Here is a 17,054-nt window from a genome sequence, read left to right on the forward strand (position 1 = left end):
TCGGGCAGACGTCGATGGGGTATTTCCTGACGGCAGGCACTCATCTGGCGCAAAATGCGTGTCTCATCCAGGCTGCGCCCGGATATTAGACCGTGTGACGCCCACGCGGGTCGATCGCCCCTTGGGATCGCGCGGATTTATTGCCGCACCCGGCTCTTCACTCATCGCACGACATCATGCGACTGACCGACTACACCGATTATGCGTTGCGCGTCCTGCTCTACTTGTCGGTGCGGCCGTCGGGCCTCTCGACGATTCAGGAAATCGCCGACGCTTACGGCATCTCGCGGAACCATCTGATGAAGATCGTCCAGCAACTGGGAGACCTGGGCTGGGTGGAGACGGTGCGCGGGCGGCGCGGCGGCCTGCGGCTCGCCGAGCGGGCGCGTTCGCTGACGATCGGGGAGATCGTGCGGGCAACCGAGAGCGATTTCGCGATCGTCGGCTGTTTCGCGCGCGAGGGCGATCATCGCCATTGCGTGATCCAGCCGGTCTGCCGGTTGCGCGGCGCGCTCGCCGCCGCCCGCGATGCCTTTCTCGCCGAACTCGACAAGCGTACCGTTGCCGAACTCTCGGAGCCGGAGAACGAACTCGCGCGGCTGCTGGGCGTCGCGAATGAGGGTGCCAGGCCCGCGATTGCGATCGTATCGTCCGATACGCCGCGCTGAACGTCCGTTCGCGCTACGGCTCGTATCCAAAGACGCCGTTCGCGCGCCCAAAGACCCAAAAAAATGCGCTCGTTGAGCGAAACCATGCTTGAAAGCGGGCGAAACTGCCTCATTTTGGTCGTATTCAGAATTGGAGCTGTCCAAAAATGAGAATCGACAAACTCACCACCAAGTTTCAGGAAGCCTTGTCCGACGCGCAGAGTCTGGCGGTCGGCAACGACAATCAATATATCGAGCCTGTGCATCTGCTGTCCGCGTTGCTCGCGCAGCGCGACGGCTCCGCGCGCTCGCTGCTGTCGCATGCGGGCGTGCAGGTTCAGGCGCTGCAGTCGGCGGTCAACGACGCGATCGGCCGTCTGCCGCAAGTGCAGGGCACCGATGGCAACGTGCAGGTTAGCCGCGATCTGGCGGGCCTGCTCAACAACGCCGACAAGGAAGCGCAGAAGCTCAACGACACCTACATCGCGAGCGAAATGTTCCTGCTGGCGGTCGCCGATGACAAAGGCGAGGCCGGCCGCATCGCGAAGCAGCACGGGCTCACGCGCCGTGCGCTGGAGGCCGCGATCAACGCGGTGCGCGGCGGCGCGCAGGTCAACAGCCAGGACGCCGAAAGCCAGCGCGAGGCGCTCAAGAAGTACACCGTCGATCTGACCGAGCGCGCACGCGCCGGCAAGCTCGATCCGGTGATCGGCCGCGACGACGAAATCCGCCGCTCCATTCAGATTTTGCAGCGCCGCACGAAGAACAACCCCGTGCTGATCGGCGAGCCGGGCGTCGGCAAGACGGCGATCGTCGAAGGGCTCGCGCAGCGCATCGTCAACGGCGAAGTGCCGGAGACGCTCAAGGGCAAGCGCGTGCTGTCGCTCGACATGGCGGCGCTGCTCGCGGGCGCGAAGTATCGCGGCGAGTTCGAGGAACGCCTGAAGGCCGTGCTGAACGACATCGCCAAGGACGAAGGGCAGACCATCGTCTTCATCGATGAAATTCACACGATGGTCGGCGCCGGCAAGGCCGAAGGCGCGATGGATGCGGGCAACATGCTGAAGCCTGCGCTCTCGCGCGGCGAGCTGCATTGCATCGGCGCGACGACGCTCGATGAGTATCGCAAGTACATCGAGAAGGATGCGGCGCTGGAGCGCCGTTTCCAGAAAGTGCTCGTGGATGAACCGTCGGTGGAAGCGACCATCGCGATCCTGCGCGGCTTGCAGGAGAAGTACGAGCTTCACCACGGCGTCGAAATCACGGATCCGGCGATCGTCGCGGCGGCGGAACTGTCGCATCGCTATATCACCGACCGTTTTCTGCCGGACAAGGCGATCGATCTGATCGACGAAGCGGCGTCGCGCATCAAGATGGAAATCGATTCGAAGCCCGAAGAGATGGACAAGCTGGATCGCCGTCTCATTCAGTTGAAGATCGAACGCGAGGCGGTGAAAAAGGAAAAGGACGAGGCATCGCAGAAGCGGCTGCAACTCATCGAAGAGGAAATCGAGCGGCTCAACCGCGAGTATTCCGATCTCGAGGAAATCTGGACCGCCGAGAAGGCCGCGGTGCAGGGCAGCGCGCAACTGAAGGAAGAGATCGAGAAAGTGCGCGCTGACATCGCTCGTTTGCAGCGCGAGGGCAAGCTCGAGAAGGTCGCCGAGTTGCAGTACGGCAAGCTGCCCGAGCTCGAAGCGCGGCTGAAGCAGGTCACGCAGGCGGAATCGCAGGAGCAGAACAATCCGACGCGTCCGCGTCTCTTGCGCACGCAGGTCGGCGCGGAGGAGATTGCGGAAGTGGTGTCGCGTTCAACGGGCATTCCCGTGTCGCGCATGATGCAGGGCGAGCGCGAGAAGCTGCTGCAGATCGAGGGCAAGCTGCATGAGCGCGTCGTCGGCCAGGATGAAGCGATCGGCGCGGTGGCCGATGCGATTCGCCGTTCACGCGCGGGTCTTTCCGATCCGAACCGTCCGTATGGTTCGTTCCTGTTCCTGGGGCCGACGGGCGTCGGCAAGACGGAACTGTGCAAGGCGCTCGCGGCGTTTCTGTTCGATTCGGAGGAGCATCTTATCCGCATCGACATGAGCGAATTCATGGAGAAGCACAGCGTCGCGCGGTTGATTGGCGCGCCGCCGGGATACGTCGGTTACGAAGAGGGCGGCTATCTGACTGAAGCGGTGCGCCGCAAGCCGTATAGCGTGATTCTGCTCGATGAGATCGAGAAGGCGCATCCGGATGTGTTCAACGTGCTGCTGCAAGTGCTGGACGATGGCCGCATGACCGATGGACAGGGCCGTACCGTGGACTTCAAGAACACGGTGATCGTCATGACGTCGAATCTTGGATCGCATGTGATTCAGGGCATGGTCGACGAACCGCACGACAAGGTGAAAGACGCGGTCTGGGAAGAAGTGAAACTGCATTTCCGGCCGGAGTTCCTGAATCGTATCGATGATGTCGTGGTATTCCATTCGCTTGATCGGGCGAATATCGAGTCGATCGCGAAGATTCAACTGCAGCGCTTGCATGACCGGCTGGCCAAGCTGGATATGCAGCTCGATGTGTCGGATGCGGCGCTGGAGCAGATCGCGAAGGTGGGTTATGACCCGGTGTTCGGTGCGCGGCCGTTGAAGCGGGCGATTCAGCAGGAGATCGAAAATCCGGTGGCCAAGCTCATTCTCGCGGGGCGCTTTGGGCCTAAGGATGTGATTCCGGTTGATATCCGGGATGGCGAGTTTGTATTTGACCGGGTGGTGCATTAAGGTGTGGTTTGCTCCCTTGCTACGGCGGGGGAGCGGTGGAAAGGCAACGGGGGACCGTTGCCTTTTTTCTTGGGTAGTACGTGGTTAGAACTGGCTAGTCTGATTGAAGCGCGGCTTGCGCTCCCGGTGCGGTTTGTTGCGCCTGAATGAAGTCGCTTTGGCGGTTGATCCGAACTGTAGTACGGAATTTCAAAGTCGGAAATTTGCATGAGGTGGCTGCGGTATTTAGTTTGGATACCGTATCAAATACATCTCGCTGTTCAGCTCATACGGACTGACATTCTCTGCATAGATGGATTGGAGAAGCTGATAGCGGCGGACCGCGGGAGGGTTAATCGCGTGCGAACTTCCCACGAACCTGGCCGACTGCGCGCCATCGCCTCCTCGGCCGGCATCGCAGCAGCGCCCGCACATTGCCCGGGCCGTGCGTGATCGCATTTCTCGCATAGCTGCATGCTTGCGCCACTACGGCGAAACGCCAGCGGTTCGCCTGAACCGCATCCGCGCCTCTCTCTAAGCCGCGGAGTCGAAAAAGCAAAAGCCCCGCCCGGCTTCGCCGGGCGGGGCCTTCAAGTCATCCCAATGCAGGACGAACCGCGTCTTATCCCTGCTTCGGGCTCTCGCTTCCCCCGAACAGCCCGGCGAGGCCGCCCAGCGACCCCAGCACGCCCGTCAGATCCAGCTTTCCTTCCGGCGGCACTTCGCCGTTCGGCGTCGCACGGTCGACGATATGCGGCAGCACCGTCGCCAGCAATCCCGAAAGCTGATCGCCCGACACGCCCGCCTTCTGCGCCAGCGCGCCGACATTCTCGGACCCGAGCACATTAGTCAGCAGTCCCGGGCTAATCGGCTTGTTCTCACCCGTGCCGATCCACGACGACACGATATCGCCCGCGCCGTTCTGATGAAAACGCTGAATCAGGCCAGCGATGCCGCCAGGCTGGCTGTTGACGAACTCAAGCGCCGCCGCGATCAGCGCGGCCTGACCGCCGCCGCTCTGGCCGCGTTGTTGCGACGAGTTGCCGAGGGAGGAGGCGAGGATATCGAGTAGGCTCATTTCTATCTCACTACAAAAGGTTTCGGGTAACGTTGCGCTTCACAGACCGCTGGCGGCCGTGGCGCTCGCCGCTTTGTCTTTCTTGCGCTTTGATTTGGACGCTTTCGCGTCGCTCGTCGCGGCCGGTGCCGATGCTGCGGCACTCGTCGCGCTCGATTTCTTCTTGCCGGAAGCAGTGGACGGGCCCGACGCCGGCGTCACAGCCGGCGTCCGCTCGTTCGTGGCCGCGGGCGATGTCGCCGCGGTCGCCGCCGTCGATGACCTGATCGTCGAATTGGGCGCCGCGCCGCCCTGCGGCTTCGTCGACGAGGGCGTCGAAGTCTTGCCGGTCGGCGGCAGCGACGAGCCGCCGATGGTCAGTCCATTCTCCTCCAGCTTCGCCACCGATTTCGTGCCGAGGCCCTTCACGCGATTCGCGAGGTCGTCCGCGTCCTTATACGGTCCGTTCTTCGTGCGTTCATCGACGATCGCCTTCGATTTTACCGGCCCGAGCCCTTTCACCGCTTCGAGCGCGGCTTGATCGGCGGTATTGACATCGACGGCGGCCAACGCGGCGCCGATGGACAGCATGAACGCAACGCACAGCATCAACAGCTTCTTCAGCATGACGACACTCCGGACAAAGGAATCGAAACAGTGGATCGGAAACGCTCAGGCACGTACCGTCGAATGAATCAGGCGGGCAACGCCGTCAAGCATAGGACAATTTTCCGCCCTGGGCGTCGACCGTGGGCATTTTGCATGACCCGGCAGGATGCGCCGCGTTTGCGCACAATCTTTAACGTCGGAGAGATAAGTAGCCTGCCGCGAAGCAATCGTCGGCGAGAGAATTTTCGCGATGCCAATGTTCGCGTGATCCAGGCAACTTATTTCGATGCCGGCCCGGCTGTCTTTGCGAACGCACCGCGCACTTCGAAGCCGACCTTGTCGACCGTTTCGCCGCGCGCATCGACGAGTTCGAGCACATGCCGGCCCGGCCACGGCAGCCAGGCGGCGCGGGCATCGTGACCGAACGGCTTGCCATCGAGCCGCCAGACGAGACGGCCGCCGCCCGTGCGTTCGAACCACACGCGCTGGCGCGCGGGCGGAATGTCCGGATCGAGCGCGAAAATGGTGCCGTCGGTCGGTGCGCCGATTTTCGCGGCCTTCGCATCGAGGCGCACGGCGCGGGTTGCCGCCGCAGCCGTCGCCGTCAGGCCAATCCGGTCCATCTGCGTGCCGCGCACGAACCATTCGTCGCGCGCCGGCTCGATATCGTCCTGATATGCGACGCGCGTCTTCACGACGCCCGGCGGCGCATCGGGCGCGCGGCTGCCTGTACGCCGATGCAGATAGTTGACGAGCGCATTCCACGCGGGCGCTGCGCCCGTCACGCCGGAGACGTCCCACATCGGCGCGCCGTCCGCGTTGCCGACCCACACGCCCACCGTATAGCGCGACGTGAACCCGACCGTCCAGTTGTCGCGCATGTCCTTGCTGGTGCCGGTCTTGACCGCGCTGAACGTGCGGGTGGCGAGCACGCTGTCGAAGCCGAACGTGCGGGTGCGCGCGTTGTTGTCGGCAAGCATGTCGGTGACGATGAAGCTCGCCTCCGGGCTGAACGCGCGCGTTCCGGCAGGCGCCGCCGGATGGTCCGCTAGATCGAAAGCTGGCCGCGCGATGCCCCCGTTCGCCAGCGCCCGATACGCATTCGTAAGCGACGCGAGCGTCACATCGGCGCTGCCGAGCGCGAGGCTGAAGCCGTAGTAATCGCCGGCTTGCGACAGCGGCAGGCCCAGCGCGACGAGCGTCTTCGCAAAGCGATGCGGCGTCACCAGCACGAGCGCCCGCACGGCCGGCACGTTCAGCGACGAGCCGAGCGCTGTGCGCACGCTCACCCAGCCCTTGAAGTCGTGATCGTAGTTCTGCGGGATATAGAGGCCGCCGCCCGTCGCGAGATCGAGCGGGGCGTCGTTGAGCAGCGTGGCGGCGGTCAGGCGCTTTTCGTCGATCGCCTGGGCGTACAGGAAAGGCTTGAGCGTCGAGCCGGCCTGACGTTGCGCGAGCACGGCATCCACTTCGGGTGCGTTCGACAAGCCGCCCGCCGATCCGACCCAGGCGAGCACTTCGCCCGAAGCATTGTCGATGACGATCGCCGCCGCGTCGTGCACGTTGCGCGGATGCGCGTGCGCGTTCAGCTCGGCCAGCGTGCGGGCGAGCGTGTCGCGGGCGAAGCGCTGAAGCCGCGCATCGAGCGTCGAACGCACGCGCGCGCCGGCTGCGGGATGCACTTCACCCGCGATACGCCGCGCGAAATGCGGCGCGAGCGCATCGTCACCGCGCGCGTACGACGGCGCGGAGGCCGTGCGCGTGAGCGTCAGTTGCGCGTAGCTGTCGAGGTTGACGCAGGGATCGGCCGCCTTCGGTTTGCCGTCTGCGTGCAAGGACTGCATGTCGCGCAGGATGAGGCACGCGCGAGCCGCAACTTTCGCATACGGCGCATTCGGCGCGCGCACGAGCGCGGCGGCCAGCGCGGCTTCGCGCTCGTCGAGGCCCGAAGGCGCCTTGTCGAAGAGCGTCTGCGACAGCGCCGACAGCCCGATGATCTCGCCGCGAAACGGCACGAGGTTCAGATACGCTTCGAGGATCTGGTCCTTGCGCCACGTGCGCTCGAGCCACAACGCGCTGACCGTCTGCTGCGCTTTTTCCGCGAGCGACCGCCTCCCGGACGGCTTTCTGCCTTCCTCGCCGATAAGACCGGTGAGCTGCATCGTCATCGTCGATGCCCCGCGCGTGCGCGTGTTCCACAGGTTGCCCCACGCGGCGGCGGCGGCCCCGCGCCAGTCGACGCCCGCGTGCTCGTAGAATCGTTTGTCCTCCGAAACGACGATCGCTTCGCGCAGCGCCGGCGACACCTCCGCAAGCGCGATCCAGTCGCCGCGCCGCGCGCTCTTGTCGATGCGCGTGCGTTGCAGCGTTTCGCCGTCGCGGGCGAGCAGCAGCCAGTCGGAGCTGCGCCAGTTCGCGCGCACGTCGTCGAAGCCCGGCGCGGCGTGAGCGGCCGCGCAGAGCGCCATCGCGATGACGAAGCAGGCGGCGCGCTTCACGATGTCACTTCGCCGCGAGCGGCTTGACGACCATCGGCGCATTCGGCAAAGCACCGAATGTCGACGGAGCGTAGAGCGCTTCGACGCGCGTCGGCGGCAGGCCGAACGTGCCGGCGTTGTTGAGCCGCATCGTGTATTCGACCTTCAGCGCGCCCTTCGGCAGATAGTCGTAATACGCGCGATAGCCGTCGAAACTGCGCTCGATGAACGTCGCCCACGCCGCGCCGGCCTGCTTCTCGCCGCGCGTCGCCGCTTCGGAATCGCGGCCGAGGCCGGAGCCGAGGATGGTCGCGCCGGCGGGAATCGGATCGTTGACGACGACCCAGGTCATGTCGCTTTGCGCGTCGATCTCGAGCCGCACGCGCACGATGTCGCCACGCGAGAGCACGCCTTTGACCGCAGGCTCCACGGGCGTCACCGTCTTCGTGATGCGATAACCGGCCGCGAGCGGCGCCTTCAGCGCAACTGCCGCAAGGCTTTCGATGGTCGCCCACGGCTTGCCCGTGCCGTTTTGGGTAAGGGTGAGCGAGCCGGTCGACCACGGCAGCATCGTGCTGCGCGTGTTGGCGGTCTTGGTGATTGGCGTGACCGACGCCGTCGACGCTATCGCCGCCGGCGCGGCTGCATCCCAGTTCACGTCACGCACCGACGAGCCGAGCGCGACCGCCGTGCTGCCCGTCACCGGCGTGCTTTCGAACAGGCGCGAGAAGCGGCCGACCGCGAGCGATCCCCACAGGTTGGCCGTGGTCGTCTGCCATGCGCCGTGCTGCTGCATCGCGAGCAGGCCCGCGACGAGACGCGGCATCTCCTCCTTCCAGCCGGGCGCATCGGCGAAGAGCAGGGCAGTGCGCGCGGCGTTCGTCTCGACGCTCGTCATGAGCCACCAGAGGTCGTCGTCGCGCTCGGTGGAGAAACTGAGACGCGTGCCTTGATACGTGAGCCGCGCACGAATGATCTGCTCGGCCTGCGCGCGCTTTTCTTCGCGATTCGGAATGCCGTCGACGCGCGACAGAATCGCGTAATAGTCGAGCACCGCCGATGTCGGCCACTGATTCGGCGCGACCGTGATCGAGCCGAGCATGCGCGGCTGCGCGAGACCGTAACGCGAGAGCGCTTCGATGGCCGCGAGCTTCTCGAAGTCGAGGTCGTTGCGCGGCGCCCAGAACTTGCGTTCGACCTTGCCTTCGACGAAGTTCGCGAGGCCCGCCGTCAGCCGGTCACGCAGATCGGCGGGCAGCGCGAAGCGGCGGTCCGCCTTCGCGGCTTCGTCCGTCACGGCAAGCAGATACGCACTCAGCGCCGGGCTGCCGCTCGCGCGCTGATCGTCGAACGGCGGGAAGTAATTCGCGAGGCCGTCACCATCGAGATAAGCCGGCATGCGCGTGAGCACGCCTTGCCATTGCGCGGCGTCCATCAAGCCGAGTGCGCGCGAGGTCTGCTGTTCGAGGCAGTTGTACGGGTAACGCTCGAACCAGCGGCGCACGCCCGGCAAGCCGTCCGCGAGCTTCGGTTGCAGCGATACCGCGATGCCGCCGCGCACCGCGCCATCGGCCGCTTGCGTTGCATCGGCGGGCGGCGCGACGGGCAGCGCGAGCGTGCCATCGACCTGTGCGATGGTCGCCTGCTGCACCGTCACCGGAATCGCTGCGACGACGCGCTGCGTGAGTTTCACGGCGTCGGTGGCCTTGCCCGTGCCTTGCTCGCTGGCGCTCACATCCCAGACGAGGCTGGCGGAAGCGTTCGCGCCGAGCACATCCGGCGTGGTCACATCCCAGGCCACTTCCTGCGACGATCCCGCCGCCAGTTCGATGGTCCGCGCATCGAGCGCGAGCGGACCCGCGTGCGGCGCAAGCACGACCCGCATCGTGCGGGACGTCGCGTTGCGCAGCGTGAACTGCGCGCGGAACGAGTCGCCGACGCGCACGAGCGGCGGCAATCCGGAGATGAGCTGCAAGTCCTGCGACGTCTGGATCGATGCGCTGCCCGTGCCGAAACGGCCCGCGCCGACCGCCGCGATCGCGACGATCCTGAAGCGCGTGAGCGCGTCGTTTAGCGGGACATCGACGGATGCTTCGCCGTTGGCATCGAGCGTGACGCGCGGATTCCACAGGAGCAGGGTATCGAAGAGTTCGCGAGTCGCGCCGTGTCCGCCGCCGCCGCCCGCAGGCACGGCCTTGCGCCCGAAGTGACGCCGCCCGACGATTTCCATTTGCGCGGTCGCCGTTTCCACGCCGTATGCGCGCTGTTGCAGCATCGCGTCCAGCACGTCCCAGCTTTGGTTGGGCATGAGTTCGAGCAAGGCTTCGTCGACGGCGGCGACAGCGATCTGCGTGCCGGCCGGCGCGGGTTTGCCATCGGGCAGGGCGGCCTTCACCTTCACATGCGCCGTCGTGCGCACCGAATACGACTTCGCGTCCGGACTCACGCTGACCGCGAGCTTGTGCGACGCCGTGCCGACCTTGATCGACGCAAGCCCGTAACGGAACGCGGGCTTCGACAGATCGACGAGCGGCGTCGGCGCCTGATACTGGCGCCCTTCGTACCAGAACGCACGCGCCCATTCGACCGGCGCTTTCCAGCCCCACGTGAAGAACGAGTACCACGGCACCTCGCGCACGCGTCCGCGCAGCGCGAGCACCGACACGTACACGTTCGGCCCCCACGCGTCCTGCACCTTCAGCTCGATGGTCGGATCCTTGCCGTTCAGTTCGACGACGCGCGTCTCGACGATGCCCTCGCGCTCCACGGCGACGAGCGCCGTCGCCGCGCGAAACGGCATGCGCACCTGGAAGCGCGCGGTTTCGCCCGGTTCGTAGCTGGTTTTTTCCGACAACACGTCGATGCGGTCCGTGTTCTCGCCGCCAAACCACAGTTCGTCCTCGCGCGTGACCCAGACCGACGTGCTCGCGTTGGCTTCGTGGCCGTCGCCGTCTTTCGCGACCGCGATCAGATCGACGTTGCCCGCCTGTTTCAGCTTGGCGTCGCAGGAGAGCAGGCCGTGATCGTCGCTCTTGCCGCTGCAGAGCGTGCCGAGGTCGCTGGTCTCGCTGTGGTTGTCGTAGGCATAGAAGCCGCCGACCATACGCTTGCGCGAGCTGGACATCACGCGCGCAATGCCCTTGATTTCGATCGATACCCCCGCACGCGGCTTGCCTTGCAGATCGAGCGCGAGCGCCTGGACCGGCACGGTATCGCCGACCGACACCCAATGCCCGGCCTTCACGCCGACAGCGACCGCGGCGGGCCAGAGCGTCGCCGCGCCGCTGATCGTCTGAATCTCGCCGTTCGGGTCGGCAAAGGTGGCTTCGAGCGCGAGGCGCTTCGGCGCATCGACGGCGGGCAGCGGCATCACGGTCAGCTTGCCCGCGCCATCGCGATCGAGCGTCACGCGCACCTTGTCGGCGATCAGTTTCGTCGTGGAATCGCCTTGCTGCTCTTCGCCGCCATCGCCTTCCTGATCCTCGGCGGGCGCGCTTGCGCCATCGTTCGCCGGCTTGCGATACGGCGAGAAGCTGAATCCTTCGAATTGCGAAGCGAAGGACGGGTACGCGTCGCGCACGAGCGCCGACACCTGCACCGGCAGGTTCGACGCCGGGCCGCCTTGCACATATTCGAGTCGCACGCAAACCGGCGCTTCCTTCGCGGCGACGAGTCCCGGCGATTTGCTGTCGCCGGCCGAGATGGAGCCCTTGAAAACCGGCAGGCGGAATTCCTCGACGCGAAAGCTGCCCGTCGCGTACGACTCGCTGACCGGGCCGCCGTTGTCCTCGTCGTCGGTGCTGCTTGCACCGGACTTGCCGTCGTCGAGCGATACGCTGTACTCGCCGAGCTTCGCCGCTGCGGGCACGTTGAACGTGGAATCCGCGCTATGGTCCGCGGCCCACGCGAGCGGCAGATGCCACGTCTGCCCGCTGCCGATATGGCGGATGGTCACGCGCGTCGGATACTTCTTCGCGAACGCGAAGCCGCCGAGCGTCTCGACGCGCAGCAGATGCTTCATCGACACCGTTTCGCCCGCGCGCAACAGCGTGCGGTCGAAGATGGTGTGGGCACGTGCGGTGCGCGTGACGCTCATGTCGGTCGGCACGTTGAAGCGCCATGATTCGATGCCGCGATTCCAGTCCGATTGCACGAAGGCCATGTCGGGACCGGTGACGGGATCGTTCACACGCGCCGATACGAAGAAGCCGTCGTAGGCCAGGCTCCGTTCGCCGCACTCGCGCGCTGCCGCGAGCGGCTTGTCGATCCTCGCGATGCCTTGCGCATCGGTGGTGGCGGTGGCGACCTGATCGCCGTTGCAGTCCGTCACGCGCACTTGCGCGTTCGGCACGGGCTTGCCCTTGTCGAGCGTCGTCACCCAGACGACGCTGTTTTCGCGCCCTTGCTTGAAATGCACGCCGAGGTTCGTGACGAGCACCGACGTGCGGACGAACATCGACTGTTGCTTGCCCATCAGCGATGCGCCGAGCGCCGGCGACGCCAGTTCGACGACGTAAAACCCGGGCTTCGTGAACGGAATGCCGACGACTTCGAACGGCCGCAGTGCCTTCGGATCGGCGGCGGGCAGCGTCAGCGTTTCAACGCCCGCGCGTTTGGTCAGGAGCGAGAGCGAGCGAATGTCGATGGCCGGATCGCTGCTCACGGTGCCATCCTGATTGCGCACGATGACCGGCGCGATGCCGTTATGCAACGCTTCGGGCATGCGCGCCTGGACGCTCGAGCGCGACATCGTCATGCCGTTGAACACGTCGACGGTTCGCATCCATTGGCGGATGTCCGTGTCCGCATCGAGCTTCAGCTTGGTGATCCTGGAAGCGCCGGCGTTGAGCCCTTGCACGTGCAGGTCCGCTTCGACGTGACGCAGCGTGACCGGCAGCATGGCGGGCATGTCCGGCTCGGCAAACCGCTCGATGATCCCGAACGATCCCGACGAGAATTTCGCGAGCGGCGGCATCCCGGCGGTGGCCGTCTTGAGCGGGAAGAAGTCCGCGTTGGCGAGCGCGCGGCCGCTTACGTCCTTCAGATTCGACGGTGCTTCGATGGTGAGCGCAGCGCGCTCCGGCAGTGGCGCGGCGAACTCGACGGCGCTTACTTCGGCATCCTTGTCGTCCGGATTGAAGCGCGGGGCGACGCTGCCGTTCGGCCCGCGCAACACGAACTTCGCTGCGTCCGCGCGGCTGATCGGCGCGGTGAACGAGAGCCGGACGGGACTCAGCGGCGTGCACGGCGCGTTCGCGTTCTCGCGCTCGCACGTGAAGCCGGCCTTGAACGGTTCGCGCACGGTGTAATCGAAGCGCTTCTCGACGTCGTTCGGGATGCCGCTCGGCCCCGTCACGCCTTGTCCGAAGACGAGCTGCATCTTCGAGGCGGACGGCAGCCGCTGCTGGCAAGCGAGCGTGAGCACGCGATCGCTTTCTTTCTGGTAGCGGAAATGTTCGAGGAGAGCCGTGCGGGTCGCGTCATCGGTCATGCGCACGGGGATGCGGTTGCCGAGCGCGCTCGATTCGCACCAGACGTGATCGAGCACGGAGGCTTGCGTCGCCGGACCGTTCAGGCGCAGCACGAAGACTTGATCTTCTTCGATGTCGCCGCCACTCGGCTCGATGCGCGTCACGAACGGACCGCCGGTCTGGAACGTGAAGTGACTCGGACCCGCGAGCGCGTTGCCCGCGGCGGACTTGATGCCCGCGTTGAGATCGACGGCGCAGCGCACGCCGGGCGGCAGGTCGCTGTTGAAGTCGAAGGCCCAGGTCTTCTGGTCGATCCAGCGCGCACTGCCCGCCGTGGCGGCCGCGGGCGCGCCGTCACATGCCAGCTTCGCCGGGGCGGCGGCAGCGGGGCTGCCGAACGCGGTCATTGCTTCGTCGAACTTGACGACGACCTGCCTCACCTGGGCGACCTTGCCTTGCGGCGACACGCTGACGGCGCGCGCCGCATCGGCCCGATGATTCGCCACGCTCAACGCCAGCGCGGCGAGTACGGTGGTTGCGGCCAGGATCCATTTTTGTTTGCTGATAACGCGGCTCATCCACTCGCTCCGAGGGTTCCTCGACGCGCGATTCTACTGGACGCCTACGTTGTTCTTACTGTCCGTGCGAAAGCGTTGACGCTTTGCGACGAATCGGCTCAGCGCAGGTCGACGGTGCTGATATGTCGGGTGCTCACGCGCCGCCAGTAGAGAAAGAGGCCGACGCCCGCCACGCCGAGACTGAGCGAATTGGCGATCCAGAAACCGCGTGCGCCTTGCAGCGAAGCGGGCACTGCGCCGCCGACATCGAAGCCCAGCAGATAGCCGCCGCCGAGTCCGATGCCCCATAGCGCGATCGCATAGATGACGGTCGGCACGATCGTCACCTTGTACGCGCGCAGAATGAACGCCGTGGTGATCTGGAGCGCGTCGCAGAGGTGATAGAAGAAGATGATGAGCACGAGCGGCATGGCTGCGGCGATGACGTTCGGATCGGGCGTGTAGGCGCCGATCACGTGCGGCCGCGCGGCAAGCAGCGCGACGCCATACCCGAGCGCCAGGACGCACGCCATGCCGATGCCGTGACGCGAGATCGACGCGGCATCGTCGAAGCGTTGCGCGCCGAGCGCCTGCGAGACCAGCGTGGACGATGCGATGCCGATCGACAGCGGCGTCATGTACAGCACGGCGCCGAGATTGCCCGCGATCTGATGACCGGCGAGCGTCGTCGTGCCGAAGCGCGAGATGAAGAGCGCCATGAACGTGTATGACGTCACTTCGATCAGGTACGAGAGGCCCATCGGAATGCCGAGCCGCAGAAGCGCGACCTGTCGCTTGAACACGGGCCACGTGAAGCGCGAAAAGATGCCGAATGGACGGAAGAACTCGAACTTCAGCAGCACCGTCATGCCGACGATCGCCAGCACCCAGTTGATGAGCGTGCTCGCGAGCGCGCAGCCCGGCCCGCCGAGCGCGGGCACGCCGAAGCCGCCGAAGATGAACCAGGTGTTGAGCGGAAACTTGAGCACGAGTCCGCCGATCTGCAGAAACATCACGAGCCGTGGCTTGCCGACCGCGTTCGTCAGCGAGCTGTAGACGCGAAACGCGAGGCTCGCGGGCAAGCCGAACGACAGGATGCGCAGATAATCGACCGTGCGGTCATGCAGCGCAGGCGGGGCTTTGGCGAGACTCAGCAGCGGTTCGGGAAAATAGAGCAGGACGAAACCGGCGACGGCGAGCACCGCCGCGAGCCACAGCGCCTGACGCGTCTCCTCGCCGATCTCGCTTTCGCGGCCCGCGCCGAAGAGTTGCCCGGCGATCGGCTGCAGCGCGACCAGAATGCCCGTCAGCCCGATGTAGACGGAGATATAGATCGACGAACCGAGGCCGAGCGCGGCGAGATCGGTGGCGGAGAAGCGGCCGACCATCGCGGTGTCGATCACGCCGAACGCGATCACCGCGAGCTGGCCGATCAGCACGGGCCATGCAAGCGATGCGATCTTTCGCACATCGCTCCACATGCCGGTCGTGCCGGTACGAACGGGTGATATCGAGGTCATGTCCTTTTATTGCGGCCGGCGCAGGCTGCGCTTGCGCACGGGTTTTGCCGGCGGCGGCACCGGACGCTGGATGCGCACATACAGGCGGAACCGCTCGTCGCGATCGGCGACGCGCCGGCCTTCCCAGACGAGCTTCCATTCGAACGTCGACATCGACGACGGATCGCCGAAGTCCGCGCGATCCTGACGCAGGATCACGTCGCAGTCTTCGTCGAATGCAAACTGCATGCCGCCGAAATAGGCGAACGTGGCGATCTGCGCGTCGCCCAGGCGCGCCGGGGAGATGCAGGTGTAATCAGGCGGAAGATGCGATGCGATCTGCTCCGCGACGTCGCGATAGGTGCGGCTATAGTTGACCACCGGAAGCCACAATGTCATGAGCAGCACCCACATCAGCGTGGTGCCGGCGCTCGACAATACGACGCTGCGCCACAGCACCTTCGGATGACGCGTGAGACGCCAGCGCGCGAGCATGAACCAGCAGACCGTCACGGCGACCGCGCAGACGAACGAGATCAGCTTGAACTCGGGATGAAAGCCCGGCGCCAGACGCGCGAGATTGCGGGCCATCGGCGCGGGAAAGCCGAACATGCCGGCCGTCCATACGAGCCAGACCAGCGTGCCGATGATCGTGAAGCTCAGCATCGCGAACCAGTCGATCGCGTTGATCGCGCCGCGCTTGAGCGTGGGCAGCGCGAACGTCGCGAGCACCGAGAGCGGCGGCAGCAGCAGCATGAAGAGCCGGTTGGTTTCGTGCGCCTGCAGCACCACCAGCACCAGCAGCGGCCCGATGATCGACAAGGGCACCGCGACGTGCGGCGAGCGGCGCATGCCGCCCCAGCTCACGAACGCCCAGATCGCGAGCGGCCACGCGGGCCACGTGAAGAGCGGGAGGTTCTTGATCGCGTAGCCCAGTTCCAGCGACGGCGGCGCGGTGAAAGTATGGAAGCTGTTGCGCCACCATTGACGCAGCCACCATTCGCCGTCGTCGGGGAAGAAGTGCAGCGTCGGCAGCACCCAGGCGGCGATCAGCACGACCGCAACCGGCAAGCCGTAAATCAGCAGCGGCGCGGCGCGCACCTGACGCACGATGACGGTCATCGCGAGCGTGCAGAGCAAAAGCGCGAACACGAGCACCGGCGAGCTCGACAACCCGACGACGCCGATCGCCGCGCCCCACACGAGCGCGCCGTGGATCGGCTTGTCCAGGCTGCGAACGAGGCCGTAGATGAGCATCGCGGTGCCGGCGAACTGCGCGAGTTGCGGCGTGGTTTCGTGGCCGCGCTCGGCCAGACCGAAGCACGCGAGCAGGATGAGCAGCGCGCCATCGGCGAGCGTGCGGCCATAGTCACGCGGTTCCGGCTCGCCGCCGAAAGCGTATTTAAAGGGCTGGGCTTCGTCACGCCGGCCAAGCAAATAGGCCGAGTACCACACGAACGCGCACGCGAGACAGAACAGCAGCCCGGTAATGACGCGCGATGCGTTGCTCGCATCGACCCATGGACTCAGCACGCGAATGAACGTCGCGCCGAGCCAGTACATCAGCGGGCCGTCGCCGGTGGCGGCTTTGCCGATCAGGTTCGGCAGGAGCCAGTCGCGGGCGTCGCCGTTGGCCATCGTCCACATGACGCCGAAGCCGGCCGCGTCTTCGTTCTTCCAGGGATCGCGGCCAAAGAGGCCAAACGACGCATAGGTGATGCAGATGGCGAGCAGCAGCCAGCGCGGCAGGGCGCTGGTGGCGGAGGCGGTCAGACGAACGACAGATCGCATGCGAGAAGCTTGGTGAAAAGACGGGCCTGAGAGATGCGCCGAAACGCAGCGTGGCTGGAGCATCCGGCATTGTAGTCGTGTCGCGGGTTGCAGCGTTCAATGCGGGACGACGCTCCACGCTTGCGATGCAGCGGCGCGACGCACAAACCGCGCGCCGACAAAAAAGGGCAGCCGAAGCTGCCCTTTTTGCTGAAACCTGAAG

General features: G+C 65.5%; 8 protein-coding genes. 2 read left to right on the forward strand and 6 right to left on the reverse strand.

Annotation, left to right across the window (positions count from 1 at the left end; genetic code table 11):
* The first annotated feature begins 176 nt into the window (after positions 1 to 176).
* Both LDZ21_RS05895 and clpB read left to right on the forward strand, forming a co-directional pair.
* Positions 177 to 668, forward strand: coding sequence for an Rrf2 family transcriptional regulator (locus tag LDZ21_RS05895; protein WP_244794591.1), 492 nt, complete (start codon positions 177 to 179; stop codon positions 666 to 668).
* Between the two features lie 146 nt (positions 669 to 814).
* A complete protein-coding gene (gene clpB, locus LDZ21_RS05900; protein ID WP_244794592.1) occupies positions 815 to 3,412 on the forward strand; it encodes an ATP-dependent chaperone ClpB in 2,598 nt (865 codons plus the stop codon).
* 601 nt (positions 3,413 to 4,013) lie between these two features.
* On the opposite strand, the gene LDZ21_RS05905 is transcribed toward clpB, so the two are convergent.
* From LDZ21_RS05905 to LDZ21_RS05930, 6 genes are all read right to left on the reverse strand, one after another.
* A complete protein-coding gene (locus tag LDZ21_RS05905) occupies positions 4,014 to 4,469 on the reverse strand; it encodes a YidB family protein (RefSeq protein ID WP_244794593.1) in 456 nt (151 codons plus the stop codon).
* 39 nt (positions 4,470 to 4,508) lie between these two features.
* Positions 4,509 to 5,075, reverse strand: a complete 567-nt coding sequence (locus tag LDZ21_RS05910) for a ComEA family DNA-binding protein (RefSeq protein ID WP_244794594.1) — start codon at positions 5,073 to 5,075, stop codon at positions 4,509 to 4,511.
* A 260-nt stretch (positions 5,076 to 5,335) separates the two neighbouring features.
* Positions 5,336 to 7,597, reverse strand: a complete 2,262-nt coding sequence (gene pbpC, locus LDZ21_RS05915) for a penicillin-binding protein 1C (protein WP_404980525.1) — start codon at positions 7,595 to 7,597, stop codon at positions 5,336 to 5,338.
* Positions 7,560 to 13,583 carry an Ig-like domain-containing alpha-2-macroglobulin family protein gene (locus LDZ21_RS05920; RefSeq protein WP_244794595.1) on the reverse strand — a complete coding sequence of 2,008 codons (6,024 nt, stop codon included), beginning with the start codon at positions 13,581 to 13,583 and terminating at the stop codon, positions 7,560 to 7,562. Before LDZ21_RS05920 ends, pbpC begins: the two co-directional genes overlap by 38 nt.
* 98 nt (positions 13,584 to 13,681) lie before the next feature.
* Positions 13,682 to 15,043 (reverse strand): MATE family efflux transporter, encoded by a 1,362-nt coding sequence (locus LDZ21_RS05925; protein ID WP_244794776.1) that lies wholly within the window; start codon positions 15,041 to 15,043, stop codon positions 13,682 to 13,684.
* A gap of 45 nt (positions 15,044 to 15,088) precedes the next feature.
* The gene (locus LDZ21_RS05930) at positions 15,089 to 16,852 is read right to left on the reverse strand and encodes an ArnT family glycosyltransferase (protein ID WP_035968247.1); all 1,764 of its coding nucleotides are present in this window, start codon (positions 16,850 to 16,852) and stop codon (positions 15,089 to 15,091) included.
* Positions 16,853 to 17,054: the final 202 nt, after the last annotated feature.

It is taken from the genome of Caballeronia grimmiae, assembly GCF_022879615.1.
Classification (GTDB): Bacteria; Pseudomonadota; Gammaproteobacteria; order Burkholderiales; family Burkholderiaceae; genus Caballeronia; species Caballeronia grimmiae.

Bases quoted from the DNA above. Each gene is read 5' to 3' on its own strand.
- LDZ21_RS05920 (WP_244794595.1), bottom strand. From the start codon at position 13,583: ATGAGCCGCGTTATCAGCAAACAAAAATGGATCCTGGCCGCAACCACC.
- LDZ21_RS05925 (WP_244794776.1), bottom strand. From the start codon at position 15,043: ATGTGGAGCGATGTGCGAAAGATCGCATCGCTTGCATGGCCCGTGCTG.
- clpB (WP_244794592.1), top strand. From the start codon at position 815: ATGAGAATCGACAAACTCACCACCAAGTTTCAGGAAGCCTTGTCCGAC.
- LDZ21_RS05910 (WP_244794594.1), bottom strand. From the start codon at position 5,075: ATGCTGAAGAAGCTGTTGATGCTGTGCGTTGCGTTCATGCTGTCCATC.
- LDZ21_RS05930 (WP_035968247.1), bottom strand. From the start codon at position 16,852: ATGCGATCTGTCGTTCGTCTGACCGCCTCCGCCACCAGCGCCCTGCCG.
- LDZ21_RS05905 (WP_244794593.1), bottom strand. From the start codon at position 4,469: ATGAGCCTACTCGATATCCTCGCCTCCTCCCTCGGCAACTCGTCGCAA.
- LDZ21_RS05895 (WP_244794591.1), top strand. From the start codon at position 177: ATGCGACTGACCGACTACACCGATTATGCGTTGCGCGTCCTGCTCTAC.
- pbpC (WP_404980525.1), bottom strand. From the start codon at position 7,597: ATGCGCCGATGGTCGTCAAGCCGCTCGCGGCGAAGTGACATCGTGAAG.